Raw genomic sequence first — 14,800 nt, forward strand, 5'->3', positions numbered from 1 at the left:
CACTGCGTCCGGCAGGGCCACGGAGATCACTACTGTCGTCAGGCCAAGGCAGCGCGGCTGACCGAACAGGTCGGTCAGCGCATCTGGGCGAGCACGCGCGGAGACACAGGCGCACGACGACGGCGGCTCACGGACGGATGTCCGGAGCCGCCGTCGTCAGGTGGGCGCTCAAGCTGCAGCCGGGAGCTCTTCATCGCGCACGGGACGGACGAAGATCAGCAGGACGACTGCGATAGCCATGCAGACCGCCGGGAAGAGAAGCCCGAAGGTGACGTCGTCGGCCTTGGAGGTCTTGCCGATGAAGTACGGGCCGAAGAAGCCGCCACCGGCGGCGATCGCGTTGATCACCGCGAGACCGACGGCGGTCTGGGCGCGCGGGAGTGCCTCGCTGGCCAGCGCCCAGAACGGGCCGAGGTAGCCGAAGACCCCGATGGCGAGCAGGCACAGCCCGACGAGTGCGACGTTCGGGTGGTGCCGCATGGCCATCGTGATGACCAGACCCAGCACCGCGACCGACAGCAGCGCCATCACGATCACCTTGCGGTCTCCCCGAGTGTCGGAGCTGCGGGCGATGAGGAGCATCGCGATGGCACCGAAGATGTAGGGGATCGCGCCGACGAGTCCGATGTTCGTCGCCGAGTAGCCGCTGTGCAGCTGCTTCACGACCTGCGGCAGGAAGAACGTCATGCCGTAGAGACCGACCGCGTAGAGCAGGTTGATGAAGGCGAGGTAGAGGATCTTCGGATCCTTCAGTGCGGCGAGCTCGATCTCCATGCTGCCCTCGTCCTCGGCGCGGTACTCACGGGTGATCTCGGCCTCGAGCCAGGTCCGCTCCGCGGGCGCGAGCCACCTGGCCTTGGCGGGCCGGTCGGCGAGGAAGAACAGCACCCAGAGCCCGATGACGATCGGCGGCAGGCCCTGGAGCACGAAGACCCAGCGCCAGGAGCTGAGGCCGAACCAGCCGATGTGGTCGAGGATCCAGCCGCCGGTGATGGAGCCGACGATCAGCGCGACGGGCTGGGCCAGCGACATCCCCGCGATCCCGCGGCTGCGTTCCTGCTTGCGGAACCAGAAGGTCAGGTAGAGCAGCAGACCCGGGAAGAGACCGGCCTCGCAGATCCCGAGGACGATGCGGGCAATGTAGAGCTGGGTGGTGTTCTGCACGAAGCCGGTCGCGATCGTCACGATGCCCCAGCTGACCCCGATCCGGGCCAGCCAGAGCCGCGCCCCGACCTTCTTCATGATGATGTTGCTCGGGATCTCGAAGACGACATAGGCGATGAAGAAGATCGCCGAGATGGTGCCGAAGGTGGCGAGGTCGATGCCGAGGGCGGTCGACATCTTGAGCTGGGCGTAGCCGATGTTCGCTCGGTCCATGTAGTTGAACATGTAGAGCAGAAAGACGATCGGAAGCACCGATCGGCGGACCTTTGCGAGGACGTGGTCCTCGCTGATGGCGCCGGTGCCATGGGCGATGGTGGTCATGGGTTCTCCTGAAGAGTCTGCCCCGAGGCAGGGCTGATACCTGGTTCAGGCGGTGCGGCGGACGCCGGCCGCGTTCTCGGATCGGGGATGCACGCGTGCCTCGTGGGCGCTATCTCCCCGCGGCGGACTGACCCGCCAGACGCCCGATGGTCAGGGCGTTGGCGACGGCGTTGCCGCCGCCGACGTACCGGGTGCCGAGGATCCCCGCACCCGCTTCCCCGGCGGCGAAGAGGCCGGGCACGGGCCGTCCATGCAGGTCCAGGACGGCCGCGTTGGTGTCGACCTCGAGCCCGGTGTGGGTGCACACCAGCTCGGCGGGGATGAGTCTGGTGGCATAGAACGGCGGCTCGGCGATCGGCGCCGGCGAGTCGGTGACCCCCTTGGCGGCGAGGGTGCGATCGCGCTCGAAGTCGACGTCGCTGCCTGCCGGGAGCTGGTCGTTCCACCGGCCGACGGTCGTGACGAGTACGTCGGCGGGCACCCCGATCCGGTCCGCCAGCTGCGCCACGGAGTCTGCGACCACCGCCGCACCGCTGGCCACGTGCTCGAGAACCCGGGCGGGCGTCCAGTCGGCGTACCCCTCCGGCAGCGCTCGGCGCGCACGCTCGTCGAAGACCATCCACACCGGCTTGCCGTGGAGCTCCTGCTGGAGCTGGATCTCGCCGCCCGAGACGGCGTAGGAGGCGTCCTCGTCCATGAAGCGCCGACCGGCTCCGTTGACATGGACCCGGGAGACCGGCGGGAAGCCGGCCTGCCAGTGGTGGTAGCGCACGAACTCGGCGGTCGGCAGAAGCAGCCCCCAGCCGTCGCCGGCGACCGAGGCGTCGACCTGGTCGCCGAAGCCGAGATGATCGCCCCGCGAACCCGGGGCGGCGACGACGAAGAGCGAGTCACCGGCGTCCAGAGCCCGCGGGAACCAGCGACCGACGAGATCGGGGTCCTGCGCGAGCCCGCCGGTGGCGACCACGACGGCGCCGGCAGTGAGCTCGACGCCATCGGCCACGACACCGCTCACGCGGCCGTCCTCGACCAGCAGCCGCTCGACCCGGGTATGCAACACGATCTCGACCCCGTGGGAACGGCGTGCCCTGTCGAGGACCTGCACGAGGCCGTAGCCCTGGTCCTTGGGCACGTGCGCGCGCCACACGTCCTCGACGCCGGCGCGGGTGAGCCCCGGCATGTGGGCGTTCGTCGAGATCTGGGCGGGGATCTCCGCCCCCAGCTCGAGGATCCACTCGAGCGTCGGCCCGGACAGCTCGCAGAAGCGCCTGACCAGTCCGGGCTTGAGCTGCCACTGATTGAGGTCCATGTAGTGCTGGAAGAAGCGGTCGACGGAGTCGTCGATCCCGAGCGCCTTCTGGACGCTGGTCGCGGCGGCGGTGAACATGCCGGCCGAGAGCTGGGTGGAGCCGCCGATCTCGCCCTCGGACTCGAAGACGATCACCGACGCGCCGCGTTCTGCCGCCGAGACGGCCGCGGCCAGCCCGGCGCCTCCCGCGCCGATCACCACGACGTCGTACTCGGGCTCGCTCATGACAGTTCTCCCTCCATCTCGGTGAGGATGCGGTGGTAGAGGCCGTTGGATACCAGCGCGCCGTCGACCGTGAGCTCGGACCCGGACATGTAGGACGAGGCGTCCTCGAGCAGGAAGCGGACCACGGCGGTGATCTCCTCCGGCCTCGCCATCCGGCCCAGCGGGACGCTCGCCACGGCGCTCTCGACAAACCCGTCCGCGCCGGCGAGCAGCGGCGTCTCGACCAGGCCGGGGTGGACCGAGTTGACGCGGATGCCCCAGCCGGCGAGCTCGCCGGCCGCCGACTTCGTCAGACCACGCAGGCCCCACTTGGAGGTGGAGTAGGACGGCGAGAAGTAGCCGATCTGGCCGGAGATCGAGGAGATGTTGACGATTGAGCCGCCGCCGCTTTCACGCATCAGCGGTGCCGCGGCGCGGATGCCGTAGAACGGCCCGTCGAGGTTGATCGCCAGAACCTGACGCCACACCTCTTCTGAGGTGTCCATGAACCGCATTCGGCGGGAGATGCCGGCATTGTTGACCAGCCCGTGGAGCGCGCCGTACGCCGCCGTGACCTCGTCGATCGTCTTCGTCCACTGCTCGGGCTCGGTGACGTCGAGCACGTGCCGCGACGCCTGCCCACCGGCGGCCTCGATCTCCGCGACGACGGGACCGGGATCGCTGACGTCTGCCAGCGCGACCCGCCAACCGGCCGCGGCGAGCGCTCGGGCGTGGCCCGCGCCCATCCCCGAGGCGGCGCCCGTGACCAGCACGACCCTGGGAACGGTGGTGGTCTCAGACATGGCGCGATCCGGCGTCGACGGCGAGGATGTGGCCCGTCACGTAGCGGGCGCTCTCGGACAGCAGGAAGAGCATCGGCCCGACGATCTCCTCCGGCGAACCCAGCCGGTGCAGCGGCACGCTGTCGAGCGCGCGGGCGAGCGCTTCGGGGTCGTCCTGGACCCAGCGGGTCATCTCGGTGTCGACGAAGCCCGGCGCGATGGCATTGACCCGGATCCCGAGGTCGCCGAACTCGACGGCGAGGCATTCGGTGAGGTGCGCGACCGCGGCCTTCGACGAGCAGTACGCCGCGCGGCCGCGGCGCACCCGTACGGCGGCGACCGAGGCCATGTTGACGATGGCGGAGCCGGGCTTCATCACCGAGGCGGCCGCCTGGGCGCCGTAAAGGACGCCCTCCACGTTGATGGAGAGCGTGGCCTGCATCTGCGAGACGGGAATGTCGGCGGCCGGCGCCTCGGGGAAGATCCCGGCGTTGTTGATCCACAGGTCGATCTGGCCGAAGCGCTGGACCGCGAGCTCGGCCAGGCGCTGCTGCGCCTCCCGGTCCCGGACATCGACGGTGGTCCCGACGATCTCGCCGGCACCCGCGACCTGCTCGATCTCCTCGGCGAGGGCGCTCGCCGTGCCCGACATCAGCTCGGAGTCGATGTCCGCGCCGACGACGTGCACGCCGCGCCGGCCGAGTGCTGCGGCGAACCGTGCGCCCATGCCACGTCCGGCTCCGGTCACGACGGCGACCTTGCCGGCGAGGTCGGGGTGGACGACCTCCATCGGGGCTCCCTGGACGCGGCCTGGATGGTCGCTCCCGTTCAGGGCGGACCGGGCGGCGGGGCTTGTGACGGTGCTCATGTGTGGTGCGATCTCCTGGTCTTCGGGTGCTGCGGTTGTGTGGTTCGGGAACGAGAGTGCTGGTCGGTGGCCGACGCGAAGGACCACCTCGGGGCCGGCGTCGTCGCGACGGACGACGCGACGGGCGATGAGCCAGCCGGATGGGGCCCGTTCGTCGCGGACCAGGTCGTCCTCGATGGTCGTGAAGCGCACGAGCCGGCTGTCCTTACCGCGTGGCGTGGCGACGATCTGCAGGTAGCCCAGCACCATGAGGCGGGCCGGATCGGGACCGGCCAGCGCCTCAAGGTTGCTGACTACGTGGCGCATCACGACGCCCGTGGCGCGCGCCCGGTCGGCGTACTCCCGGGCAAACCGCTCGAGGGCCTCTGTGCCGATGACGGGCTCGGGGTAGGACGGGGAGTCGAAGACGCCGTCAGCGGTGAAGGTCGCCGCCCACCCGCGAGCCTCCCCGCTGTCGATCAGCCGGGACTGGCGCGCGTACGCCGCCGCGACGACGACCGCGGTCATCTGATCTACGCCGCCGAACGGCTGTTGCGTCGCCATGAGCCACCCTCTCGTTAGTGCGATAATCGGACATCACGTGCTAAAGTCGGGCGTCACGTTAGACACGTCACAATTCGGTCGTCAAGGGCTTCGGGTGAGCCCGATCACCAAGGAGGGAAAATCGCATGCCAGCAGCAGGGCACGCCGCCGAGCGGTTCCGCCCGAGGCCCGACGAGGCGGTCACTCTCGACGCGGGCATGTCGAAGACCCTTCACTCCGGACTCGTGATCCTGGAGATCCTCAGCGCCACGCCCAGTGGGCTTCCCGTCGGCGCCGTCGCCGAGGCGGCCGGTGTTCACCGCACGGTGGCCCACCGACTGCTGCGCACTCTCGAGGCCCACCGCCTCGTGCGCCGCGACAGCGCCAAGCGGTTCCATCCCGGACCCGGCCTGGTGCCCCTGGCAGAACCCGTCGCACGCGACCTACGCAGCGTTGCGCTCCCCGTGCTCGAGGAGCTCGCCGACGCGGCCGGCGCCACCGCCCATCTCGTCGTCCAGGAGGATCCGGACCACGTCCGTGCCCTCCTCGTGGTCGAGCCGAGACATGCCTCGGTGCACATCGCCTTCCGCGCCGGCCAGCTCGACAGCATCCACCGCGGCTCGGCCGGGTTGGCCATCCTCGCCACACGTCCCGCCGCGCCGGACGACCGCGACGAGGTCACCGAGACCAGGACCCGTGGCTATGCCCGGACGTTCTCGGAGATCATCCCGTCGGTCTACGGGCTCTCGGCAGCGGTCCCGCGACGCGCCTCTCCCGCGATGAGCGTCGGCGTCTCGGTCTTCGAGCTCGACGACGAGGCCCGGTTGGCGAACACCGTCCGCGCCGCCGCCGATCGGCTGGCGCACGAGCTGCATTAGCCCGGCAGGGACCCGCTCCACCGCCTGCGTGCGACCTTGTCCGCGGCCGACGGATACCCGGCGCCAGGGACCGCGCGTCAGCCTGCGCCGAGAGCGGTGCGTTGACGAACAACGCGGTTCTGTCCGTGCCGGTCGTCGGAGTCTGTGACGTGCGTCGAGTTGTCAGGCCCAGTGGAAGAGGGGCGGCAGGGCGATGACGACCACGGCCGCCCAGGCGGCGTAGACGGGAAGGTAGCCGGTCTGCCAGCGTTCGAGCGCGTCGAACGGTCGCCGGCCCCGCACGAACGCGGTCGAGAGCTGCAGGCTGCGCAGCAGGTTGACGAGCAGGACGAGGTTGAGTCCCAGCGCGGCGACCTTGTTCGCGGTGAGTCCTGCGTCGGCGATGCGGACCACCATGGCGACCAGGACGACCGCGTCGACCGCCAGCGCGCACACCACCAGCAGGAGCTGCAGCCGATCGAACCAGCCCGGCGGCGCCAGCGGGTCACGGGCGGAGACGGCGTAGAGGACCAGGCCCACCACGAGCACCAGCACCAGGTCCATCACCATCAGCAGCTGCCGGTCGACGGCGCTCAGGTCGCCGCCGCCCACGAGCCCCACGAAGAGCGCCACGAGCAGCACGACGGTCAGCGGCGTGAACACCCGGGTGAGCACCGGTGCCATGTTCTCGATGATGCTCTGCTTGGCCTCCACCAGCCACGCCGCGACCAGCACCGCGCCCGCGGCGCCCATGGGCACGATCCACTCCGCGAGCGCGGCGTCCGGCTCCAGGCCGAGCGCCACGAACGCCGCGGCGGTCAGTCCGGTGAGTGCCATGCCGCCCAGCGCGAGCAGCGCGTAGTAGATCACCCACTCGCCGGTGAAGCGCACGAAGTCCATCCGGCGTCGGCGCGAGCGCCAGCGCCCGCCGCCGTACGCGACACCCACCAGGCACCACAGCAGGACCGGCGCGTGCACCAGGGCCAGCACGTGAGTGCCCTTGAAGCCGTCGAACGGGTAGGCGTTCAGCACCACCGCAAGCGCGGCCACGGCGACGAGGCCGGTCAAGGCGACGGTGACGGAGACGCGCCGCTTCCAGGCGAAGTAGCCGCCCAGGAAGGGCAGCACCAGCAACGGAGCATTTCCCACGACCGTCTGGTCGGAGAGTACGGCGATGCCGACACGGACCGCGAGCGCCGCAAGGACCCCCAGCAGAAGTACGACGCCGAACTCGGGCGCCCTCTCGCCGTCCGCAGGCGAGCTCGCCACGTGCTGCTTCCACAGCCGGTCGGCGTGCTCGCGGGCGAACTCCTGCGAGAGCGCGTCGACGTTGCCCAGGCGCTTCACCGCGACGAGGAAGGCCTCGTCCTCGTCGAGGCCCACCGCGACCAGGTCATCGACCTGGTCGCGCAGGTGCGCCTCCATCTCGTCGACGTCGGAGGCGGCGATCGCCGCCCTGCGCTGCACGTAGCGGCGCCACTCGTCGACGCGAGCGTCGGTGGTGGCGCCCATCAGGCCATCCCTCCTGCGGTGGCGGGCGGCACGACATCGCGCCAGACCCGATCGAGGGCCTCGGCCACGACCTGCCACTGCTGGCGCCGTTCGGCCAGCGCGTCTCCACCGGCGGCCGTCAGCGCGTAGTGCTTGCGCTTGCGGCCCTCGACCGTGTCCCACGATGCCGTCACCAACCCTTGCCGCTCGAGGCGATGCAGCAGCGGATAGAGCATCCCGTCGGTCCAGGAGAGGTGACCGCCCGACAGTTCCCGGATCCGCTTGAGGATCGCGTATCCATAGGAATCACCCTCACCGAGGATGGCGAGGACCAGCGGTGTCGCCGACGCGGCGACGAGATCCTTGTCGATGTGCACGGGTCGCTCCATATCCCTAGGTCTACAAGGGATAATACCTAGCACTTCGAGGTATGTCTCGCCTCGCCACCACGGACACGCGGCGGGTCAGACATCACTTGGTGCTCGCAGCCCGCGCTTCACGGTTCCATTGAACGGAACCTTCCAACGCTGGGTGCGGGCCGCGGTGTTTGTATGACGGCCATCACACAGAAAGGCCGATGATGACTGAGTCCCTCTCCCAGGCGATCGCCCGTGTCGGAAACCCCATCGAACTCCTCCGGAACCAGAACTGGCCCGCCTTCACGTTTCCGGTTGCTCCGGAGTTCACGAACTGGCGCGACGAGGAGCGGTCCTGGAACACCTCAGCCGCGCTCATGGACCAGTCGCACCACATGACGCAGCTGTTCATGACCGGCGCCGATGTGGTCGCGACGATCGAGGCGATCTCGCCCAACACCTTCGCGAACTTCCGGGTCGGCGTCGCAAAGCAGCTCATCTCGGTGAACGCCGACGGCTACCTCATCGGCGACGGGATCTTGTTCTACAACCACGCGGGTCCCGAAGGGCTCGTCCTCATCGGGCATCACATTCTCATCGACTGGGTCCGCTACAACCTCGAGCAGGCGAAGGCGGCCGGCAAGGACGCCGACTACCGGCTCGAGGCAAACTCGCACATGCGCGGCGAGGACCCGACGTTCTACCGCTACCAGCTCCAGGGACCTCGCGCCGACGCCATCATGGAGAAGCTGATCGGTCGCGCAACCCCGGACCTGAAGTTCTTCCACATCGGGGACTTCGAGATCGCCGGGCACCGACTCCAAGGGCTCCGCCATGGCATGGCCGGCCAGCCCGGCTTCGAGTTCTATGGTCCCTACGCCGAAGGCGAGGACGTGCGCTCCGCGATCCTTGATGCCGGTGCCGACTTCGGCATCCGCCGGATCGGCGCCAAGGCGTATTCCGCGACCCCGCTCGAGTCGGGCTGGGTGCCTACGCCCTTCCCGGCGGTCTTCGACGACGACTTCGCCGACTACCGCGATTGGCTCCCGGCGGAGCGGATCGGCTCGATCGGCGGGTCGCTGTACTCGACCGAGGTCCATGACTACTACATGACGCCATTCGACCTCGGACTCGGCCGCTCGGTGAAGTTCGACCACGACTTCCACGGCCGCGACGCGCTTGAGCGGCATGCCGCGGCGCCGCAACGGCGGAAGGTCACGCTCATTTGGAACTCCGACGACGTCGCCGAGGTGCTCCGGTCGCAGCTCGTCCCAGGGTCGCCCGCGAAGTGGCTCGACTTCCCGAAGGCCCGCTACGGCTTCTACCAAATGGACGAGGTCCTCAAGGACGGCGCGCGCGTCGGAATCTCGACCGACGCCGGCTACATCGCATACGACCAGCACTACCTCTCACTGGCCACGCTCGACGTCGCGCTGCAGAACGGCGACGAAGTCGAGATCGTCTGGGGCGAGAATCCGGTGTCGCAGAAGGCCAGCGTCGACGCCACGCACCGTCAGGTTCGGATCAAGGCGACCATCGCCCCGGCGCCTTACCACGAGTGGGCACGGACCACCTACCGCGCTAACGACTGAGCCTGCGTGGCACGCGGGTCCGCTGGTGAGACGGCGCTGCAGAAGAATCTGCGCATCCTCCAAGCCTTCGACGCCAAGACGCCGTATCTGACGCTGACGGAGATCACCGAGCGAGCGGGCCTCCCGAAGTCGACGACTCATCGGCTCCTCGCGGAACTCGGCCGCGAGGGGCTGGTAGAGCGCTGGCCGGACCGTACCTATCGGCTGGGGGCCCGGCTCTACGAGCTCGCCAGCCGAGCACCGGGAGCGTTCGGCCTGCGTGAAGTGGCGCGCCCGTTCCTCATCCAGGTCCAGTCGGTGGTCCGGCAGCACACGCAGCTCGCAGTGCTCGCAGGCACAGACGTGCTCTACATCGAGCGCGTCTCGGCGCGCGACTCTGCCATCAACCACACGATCATCGGCGGCCGGATACCCGCCTATGCCTCCAGCTTCGGAATCGCCATGCTCGCCCACGCCTCCGATGAGACGGTGCAAGCCGTGGTCTCCTCCGGATTCCGCGCCTTCACCAGTGCAACCATCAGGTCGGAGAGCGAACTCCGCGCCGTCTTAGCGCGAGTGCAAGCAGACGGATGTGCGGTGCTCCCCGGCCACGTCCATCCCGACTCAACCGGAGTCGCCGTTCCTGTCTACGGCCCGCATGGTGCGGTCTATGCGGCGATCGGGGTCGTCGTCCCGAACGACGGGGCCTCGCCCAAGCCCATCATCGAAATCCTCAAGCGCGCCTCCGCGAACATCACGCGCGCCCTCGTGCGCGCGATGGCTGGCGAACGCTGACCCGCGAGCCGGAGGGAGCTATTGGCTGAGGTCGTCGTAGGTGGCGAGCGGGACGATGCCAGGCGCTGCCGCAGCGATGCGCTCGTCGCCGGCCACGAACGCATCGGCCTGAAGGACGGCAACGGCGAGGTACTCGGCCTGTGCGGTGTCATCCCAGTCGAGTTTTCGGGCGAGCTTCCACGCGGTCGCACGGGAGACGCGATCGCCGAGCAACCGGACCTTGAGCCTCGCGATCCCCTCCAGCTGAGCACGTGCCGTCCTCTCGTCCAGCGACCCCTCACGGACCTCGCGGTAAAGCATCGACAGAACGTGACTGCGCAGCACCGCCGGCCCGACAAGTGGGTGACGTGACGCGATGTCGAGATCGTCGCGCACGATCCGCAGCGCCGTGAGCGCATCGATCGCAAAGCGCTTCCGGCTCTCAGCGTTCGCCATGCGACAACACAACACGACAACCACGCGTCAAGCCACCGCCACCGATGACGTGCCTCCGCAGCCGTAGCCCGCCGATCCGGCCGAACACCGCCGGACAACGCAACAGGCCCCCGACCTTGCGTTTCCGCAGGTCGGGGGCCTGTTCTCCCTGGTGTGGCAGGTGAAGGATTCGAACCTTCGAAGGCAAAGCCGACGGATTTACAGTCCGCTCCCATTGGCCGCTCGGGCAACCTGCCGGGGATGCCGCCACCCCACTTGGTGGGGATGACAACGGAACGGAACAATAGCGCAGGCACCGGCGTGGACGAAAACCGCCGGCGCCCCGTGCCACCGCGACCTACGAAGGAGACAGTCATGGCCGACTCGTCGTTCGACATCGTCAGCAAGATCGACCGCCAGGAGGTCGACAACGCGCTCGGCCAGACGGCCCGTGAGGTGGCCACCCGGTTCGACTTCAAGGGCACCGGCGCCTCGATCGAGTGGAAGGGCGAGCACGCGATCGAGATCAGCGCCTCGGCCGACGACCGGGCCAGCGCCGTGCTCAGCGTCTTCCAGGACAAGCTGATCAAGCGCAACCAGAGCCTGAAGATCCTCGACGCCTCCGAGCCGCGCCAGTCGGGCCAACAGAGCAAGATCTCGATCAACCTCAAGGAGGGCATCACCTCCGAGGACGCCAAGAAGATCACGAAGCTCATCCGCGACGAGGGCCCCAAGGGCGTGAAGGCCCAGATCCAGGGCGACGAGCTCCGCGTCTCCTCCAAGAAGCGCGACGACCTGCAGACCGTCATCGCGCTGGTGAAGGCACAGGACTACGACTTCGCGGTCCAGTTCACCAACTATCGCTGACGCGAGGCAGCCCACGACCTCGGTCAGGCAGAGGCGCCTCAGCGCGAGAGCAGCCCAAGCCCCAGCCGTACGACGCGGTGGCGGGCCGCGCGGGCGAGCGTGGTGTCACCCGTGGTGAGCCGCCGGAACCCGCGCCAGCCCGCGGGCGTCCGCGTGATGAGGGCGTGGAAGGCGCCGGGCCGTCGCTCGAACGCCTGCAGGCAGGCCCGGCCGGCGGCCATCTCGGGGAGCAGCTCCTGGCCGAGCGCGAGTTCGTAGGCCGCGGCCGTCGCGGCGGGCGACGCCTCCGCGACCACCCCGTGGGCCGCCGCCTCGCCGGCGAGCAGACCGGAGCGCAGCGCGAAGGAGATCCCCTCTCGCGTCCACGGCTCGAGGAGCCCGGCGGCGTCGCCGACGGCGAGAACCCGTCCGGCAGCGACCGGCGAGTCGGGCACACGACACCGGGTCAGGTGGCCGGAGTCGTGCACGACGCGGAGACCGGCAAGCCCCTGCTGGCGCAGCAGGTCGCGGAGGTAGGCGCGGGTCTCCACCGGTCGCCCACGCTCGGCGATGACGCCGACGGTGAGCGTGTCGCCCTTGGGGAAGACCCAGCCGTACGAGCCGGGAAGCGGCCCCCAGTCGAGATGGATCCGGTCCGCCCACGCGGACGCGAGCGGGCCCGCCTCGAGCTCGACCTCCAGCCCCAGGTCGACGTGGCCCACTCGCACACCGACGAGACGCGAGAGCCGGCCCGAGGCGCCGTCGGCCGCGATCACGGCCCGTGCGGACATCGGCCCGAGGTCCGTCTCGAGCCGTACGACGTCAGGCCCGGGCCTCACCGCGCGGACGGTGCACGGGTTGAGGAACTCCGCCCCGGCCGCCGCGGCACGCGCGGCGAGCCACGCGTCCAACTCCGGTCGGGCGGCGGTCAACAGGAGCCGCTCCCCCGCGTCCCGGACGACGCGTCGGCGGCCTCGATGGGTGAACGACGCCCGGGTGATGGTGGCGCGTGTCGGCGCCGTCCCTGTTCGCACCGGGACGTCGGTCGGCAGCTCGCCGGCGAGGCCCTGCAGGACACCCAGCGTGGGTCCGATCAGCCCGCCGCCACAGGTCTTGTAGCGCGGGAACGCGAGCCGGTCGAGCAGCGCGACCCGCAGAGCGGCGCCGGCGGCCTCGCCGGTCCGCGCCGCAGCCGCCGCCGCGGCGGCACCGGCCGGCCCGGACCCGACCACCACGACGTCGTACTCCTCGATCGCCACGGGCAGGAGCGTACGACCCCCTACAGCCGGGCGCCGCACAGGGAGTTGTTCTGTAAGACAGAATTCTCTGTTCTATCTGGTGACCACCGTCACAAGGTACCGCCATGACTGCACCCCGCACCGGCTCGCGCTCCGCCTGGATGGTCCTGGCCCTGTGCTGGCTGATCGTGATCTACGACGGCTACGACCTCATCGTCTACGGCACCACGATCCCGGCGCTCACCACCGAGAAGGGCTGGCACCTCAGCGCCGACGGCGCCGGCCACATCGGCAGCCTCGCCTTCGGCGGCATGCTCGTCGGCGCGCTCTTCGCGGGTGCGGTCGCCGACCGGCTCGGACGACGCCGGACCATCGTGGTCTCGGTGCTGTGGTTCAGCATCTTCACCGGCCTGTGCGGCTGGGCCGACGGTCCGGTGATGTTCGGCTCCCTCCGCTTCATCGGCGGACTCGGTCTCGGCGGCCTCGTCCCCTCGGCCAACGCCCTGGCCGCGGAGTTCGTGACGCCGCGCCTTCGCTCCGTCGCCTCGACCGCGATGATGTCCGGCGTCCCGGTCGGCGGGTCGCTGGCCGCCGTGATCGGGTTGCACGCGCTGCCCGCCTTCGGCTGGGAGTCGCTCTACTTCTTCGCCTTCAGCGGCCTGCTCCTCGTCGCCCTGACCCTCGCCCTGCTGCCGGAGTCGCCGACCTGGCTGCGTGCCAAGGGCCGCGTCAGCGACGCGGCGGCGATCGAGGCGCGCTATCGCCTGCGTCCCGTCGCCGAGCCCGAGCAGTCCGAGGCGTCGGCCGACGCGCGGACCACCGGCACCGCCTGGGGCGTCCTGCGGGCGCCGTACCTCGTCCCGACCCTGCTCTTCTTCGTCGCCACCACGGCCGGGATGTTCGCGTGGTACGGCCTCGGCACCTGGCTGCCCAAGCTCACCAAGAGCGACGCCCGGTTCGACCTCGGCAACGACGCGCTGACCTACCTGCTCGCGCTCAACCTCGGCGCGGTCGCGGTCTCGGCGGTCACCGCCTGGCTCGGGACCCGGTACGGTGCCCTGCGTGCGGCCATCGGGACGGCGGCCGTCGGTGCGATCAGCCTCGCGCTCCTGCTGACCTACCCGTCGTCTCTCCCGGTGGTCTATCTCCTGCTCATCCTCGCCGGCGTCGGCAGCCACGGCACGCTCTGCCTCATCATCGCCGCCATCGCCAACCACTACCCGCCGACCCTGCGGGCGACTGCCCTGGGCAGCGCGCTGGGCGGCGGCCGGGTGGGGGCCGTGATCGCTCCGTCGGTCGCCGGCTGGCTGCTCGAGCGTACGCCGGGCAGTGCCTCCTCGAGCATCCTGCTCTTCGCCGCCGCCTCCGGCGTCGGCGCCGTGCTCCTGCTCGCGACGGCACTGTTCACCCGCCCCGCGGTCACCGAGCCGGTCGAGAGCGTCTTCGCCCACTGAGCCGCTCGGACGCGATCAGACAACCTAGATCGAGCAATCTGATCGACTCATCTGAGAGACTAGGCCCGTGCGAGTCTCAGCCAAGTCCGATTATGCCCTGCGTGCCCTGATCGAGATGGCCGCCCGCGAGGACGGCAAGGCCGTCAGCGCGGAGGAGCTCGGCCGCGCCCAGGACATCCCGCACGGCTTCCTCCAGGCGATCCTGGCCGACCTCCGCAAGACCGGCATCGTGATCTCCCAGCGCGGCCAGTCCGGCGGCTGGCGGCTCGCCCGCGCCGCCGACACCGTGTCGGTCGCCGACGTCATCCGTGCCGTCGACGGCCCGCTCGTGTCGGTCTACGGGCTGCGCCCCGAGGCGGTCACCTACAACGATCGCGCCGACGTGCTCCAGCACGTCTGGATCGCGGCCCGCGACGCGCTCCGCGACGTCTTCGAGAAGGTCTCCATCGCCGAGCTCGCCGCTCGGGAGCTCCCGGACGAGATCACGACCCGCACCGCCCGCGAAGAGGCCTGGCAGCCGCACTGACCGCCAGGCCTCTTCGCGGGCGCACGCAGCAGACGCAGCCCCGACCGCAAAGTGTCACCGGGATAGTTGGCGTGGTGGGTGA

Annotated in this window: 14 protein-coding genes and 1 tRNA gene; 6 read left to right on the forward strand and 9 right to left on the reverse strand. The window is 69.8% G+C overall.

Annotated elements, in window-relative coordinates:
* Nucleotides 1-168: 168 nt before the first annotated feature.
* From AB3X52_RS07135 to AB3X52_RS07150, 4 genes are all read right to left on the reverse strand, one after another.
* Nucleotides 169-1,485 carry an MFS transporter gene (locus tag AB3X52_RS07135; protein WP_367992713.1) on the reverse strand — a complete coding sequence of 439 codons (1,317 nt, stop codon included), beginning with the start codon at nucleotides 1,483-1,485 and terminating at the stop codon, nucleotides 169-171.
* A gap of 109 nt (nucleotides 1,486-1,594) precedes the next feature.
* Nucleotides 1,595-3,019, reverse strand: coding sequence for an FAD-dependent oxidoreductase (locus AB3X52_RS07140; RefSeq protein ID WP_367992715.1), 1,425 nt, complete (start codon nucleotides 3,017-3,019; stop codon nucleotides 1,595-1,597).
* Nucleotides 3,016-3,801: an SDR family NAD(P)-dependent oxidoreductase gene (locus AB3X52_RS07145; protein ID WP_367992717.1), complete on the reverse strand. Its 786-nt coding sequence runs from the start codon at nucleotides 3,799-3,801 to the stop codon at nucleotides 3,016-3,018. The genes AB3X52_RS07140 and AB3X52_RS07145 overlap by 4 nt, the downstream gene beginning before the upstream one ends.
* On the reverse strand, nucleotides 3,794-5,191 hold the full coding sequence (locus AB3X52_RS07150; RefSeq protein ID WP_367992719.1) for an SDR family oxidoreductase: 1,398 nt from the start codon (nucleotides 5,189-5,191) through the stop codon (nucleotides 3,794-3,796). The genes AB3X52_RS07145 and AB3X52_RS07150 overlap by 8 nt, the downstream gene beginning before the upstream one ends.
* A gap of 125 nt (nucleotides 5,192-5,316) precedes the next feature.
* On the opposite strand from AB3X52_RS07150, the gene AB3X52_RS07155 reads away from it, so the two are divergent.
* A complete protein-coding gene (locus AB3X52_RS07155; protein WP_367992721.1) occupies nucleotides 5,317-6,048 on the forward strand; it encodes an IclR family transcriptional regulator in 732 nt (243 codons plus the stop codon).
* A gap of 162 nt (nucleotides 6,049-6,210) precedes the next feature.
* On the opposite strand, the gene AB3X52_RS07160 is transcribed toward AB3X52_RS07155, so the two are convergent.
* Both AB3X52_RS07160 and AB3X52_RS07165 read right to left on the reverse strand, forming a co-directional pair.
* A complete protein-coding gene (locus AB3X52_RS07160) occupies nucleotides 6,211-7,539 on the reverse strand; it encodes a permease prefix domain 1-containing protein (protein ID WP_367992722.1) in 1,329 nt (442 codons plus the stop codon).
* Nucleotides 7,539-7,895 (reverse strand): PadR family transcriptional regulator, encoded by a 357-nt coding sequence (locus AB3X52_RS07165; protein ID WP_367992724.1) that lies wholly within the window; start codon nucleotides 7,893-7,895, stop codon nucleotides 7,539-7,541. Before AB3X52_RS07165 ends, AB3X52_RS07160 begins: the two co-directional genes overlap by 1 nt.
* A 200-nt stretch (nucleotides 7,896-8,095) precedes the next feature.
* Here AB3X52_RS07165 and AB3X52_RS07170 point away from each other — a divergent pair, with 200 nt between their 5' ends.
* Entirely contained in the window at nucleotides 8,096-9,466 is a 1,371-nt protein-coding gene (locus tag AB3X52_RS07170; RefSeq protein ID WP_367992726.1) for a hypothetical protein, read from the forward strand.
* Nucleotides 9,467-9,472: 6 nt separating this feature from the next.
* Entirely contained in the window at nucleotides 9,473-10,240 is a 768-nt protein-coding gene (locus AB3X52_RS07175) for an IclR family transcriptional regulator (protein ID WP_367992728.1), read from the forward strand.
* A gap of 18 nt (nucleotides 10,241-10,258) precedes the next feature.
* Here AB3X52_RS07175 and AB3X52_RS07180 read toward each other — a convergent pair whose 3' ends face one another.
* Both AB3X52_RS07180 and AB3X52_RS07185 read right to left on the reverse strand, forming a co-directional pair.
* Nucleotides 10,259-10,675 carry a hypothetical protein gene (locus tag AB3X52_RS07180; RefSeq protein WP_367992730.1) on the reverse strand — a complete coding sequence of 139 codons (417 nt, stop codon included), beginning with the start codon at nucleotides 10,673-10,675 and terminating at the stop codon, nucleotides 10,259-10,261.
* A 154-nt stretch (nucleotides 10,676-10,829) separates the two neighbouring features.
* Nucleotides 10,830-10,911 (reverse strand) — tRNA-Tyr (locus tag AB3X52_RS07185).
* A gap of 118 nt (nucleotides 10,912-11,029) precedes the next feature.
* Between AB3X52_RS07185 and AB3X52_RS07190 the strand changes: the two genes are divergently transcribed.
* Nucleotides 11,030-11,521 (forward strand): YajQ family cyclic di-GMP-binding protein, encoded by a 492-nt coding sequence (locus AB3X52_RS07190; RefSeq protein ID WP_367992732.1) that lies wholly within the window; start codon nucleotides 11,030-11,032, stop codon nucleotides 11,519-11,521.
* 38 nt (nucleotides 11,522-11,559) lie between these two features.
* Here AB3X52_RS07190 and AB3X52_RS07195 read toward each other — a convergent pair whose 3' ends face one another.
* Entirely contained in the window at nucleotides 11,560-12,759 is a 1,200-nt protein-coding gene (locus AB3X52_RS07195; RefSeq protein ID WP_367992734.1) for a geranylgeranyl reductase family protein, read from the reverse strand.
* 104 nt (nucleotides 12,760-12,863) lie between these two features.
* Here AB3X52_RS07195 and AB3X52_RS07200 point away from each other — a divergent pair, with 104 nt between their 5' ends.
* Both AB3X52_RS07200 and AB3X52_RS07205 read left to right on the forward strand, forming a co-directional pair.
* Nucleotides 12,864-14,192: an MFS transporter gene (locus AB3X52_RS07200; protein ID WP_367992736.1), complete on the forward strand. Its 1,329-nt coding sequence runs from the start codon at nucleotides 12,864-12,866 to the stop codon at nucleotides 14,190-14,192.
* A gap of 67 nt (nucleotides 14,193-14,259) precedes the next feature.
* Nucleotides 14,260-14,718 carry an RrF2 family transcriptional regulator gene (locus tag AB3X52_RS07205; protein ID WP_367992739.1) on the forward strand — a complete coding sequence of 153 codons (459 nt, stop codon included), beginning with the start codon at nucleotides 14,260-14,262 and terminating at the stop codon, nucleotides 14,716-14,718.
* Nucleotides 14,719-14,800: the final 82 nt, after the last annotated feature.

Source organism: Nocardioides eburneus (assembly GCF_040838215.1).
GTDB classification, from domain to species: Bacteria; Actinomycetota; Actinomycetes; order Propionibacteriales; family Nocardioidaceae; genus Nocardioides; species Nocardioides eburneus.

Coding starts and splice junctions, on each gene's coding strand:
- AB3X52_RS07200 (WP_367992736.1), top strand. CDS start 12,864: ATGACTGCACCCCGCACCGGCTCGCGCTCCGCCTGGATGGTCCTGGCC.
- AB3X52_RS07180 (WP_367992730.1), bottom strand. CDS start 10,675: ATGGCGAACGCTGAGAGCCGGAAGCGCTTTGCGATCGATGCGCTCACG.
- AB3X52_RS07145 (WP_367992717.1), bottom strand. CDS start 3,801: ATGTCTGAGACCACCACCGTTCCCAGGGTCGTGCTGGTCACGGGCGCC.
- AB3X52_RS07160 (WP_367992722.1), bottom strand. CDS start 7,539: ATGGGCGCCACCACCGACGCTCGCGTCGACGAGTGGCGCCGCTACGTG.
- AB3X52_RS07140 (WP_367992715.1), bottom strand. CDS start 3,019: ATGAGCGAGCCCGAGTACGACGTCGTGGTGATCGGCGCGGGAGGCGCC.
- AB3X52_RS07170 (WP_367992726.1), top strand. CDS start 8,096: ATGATGACTGAGTCCCTCTCCCAGGCGATCGCCCGTGTCGGAAACCCC.
- AB3X52_RS07135 (WP_367992713.1), bottom strand. CDS start 1,485: ATGACCACCATCGCCCATGGCACCGGCGCCATCAGCGAGGACCACGTC.
- AB3X52_RS07155 (WP_367992721.1), top strand. CDS start 5,317: ATGCCAGCAGCAGGGCACGCCGCCGAGCGGTTCCGCCCGAGGCCCGAC.
- AB3X52_RS07190 (WP_367992732.1), top strand. CDS start 11,030: ATGGCCGACTCGTCGTTCGACATCGTCAGCAAGATCGACCGCCAGGAG.
- AB3X52_RS07150 (WP_367992719.1), bottom strand. CDS start 5,191: ATGGCGACGCAACAGCCGTTCGGCGGCGTAGATCAGATGACCGCGGTC.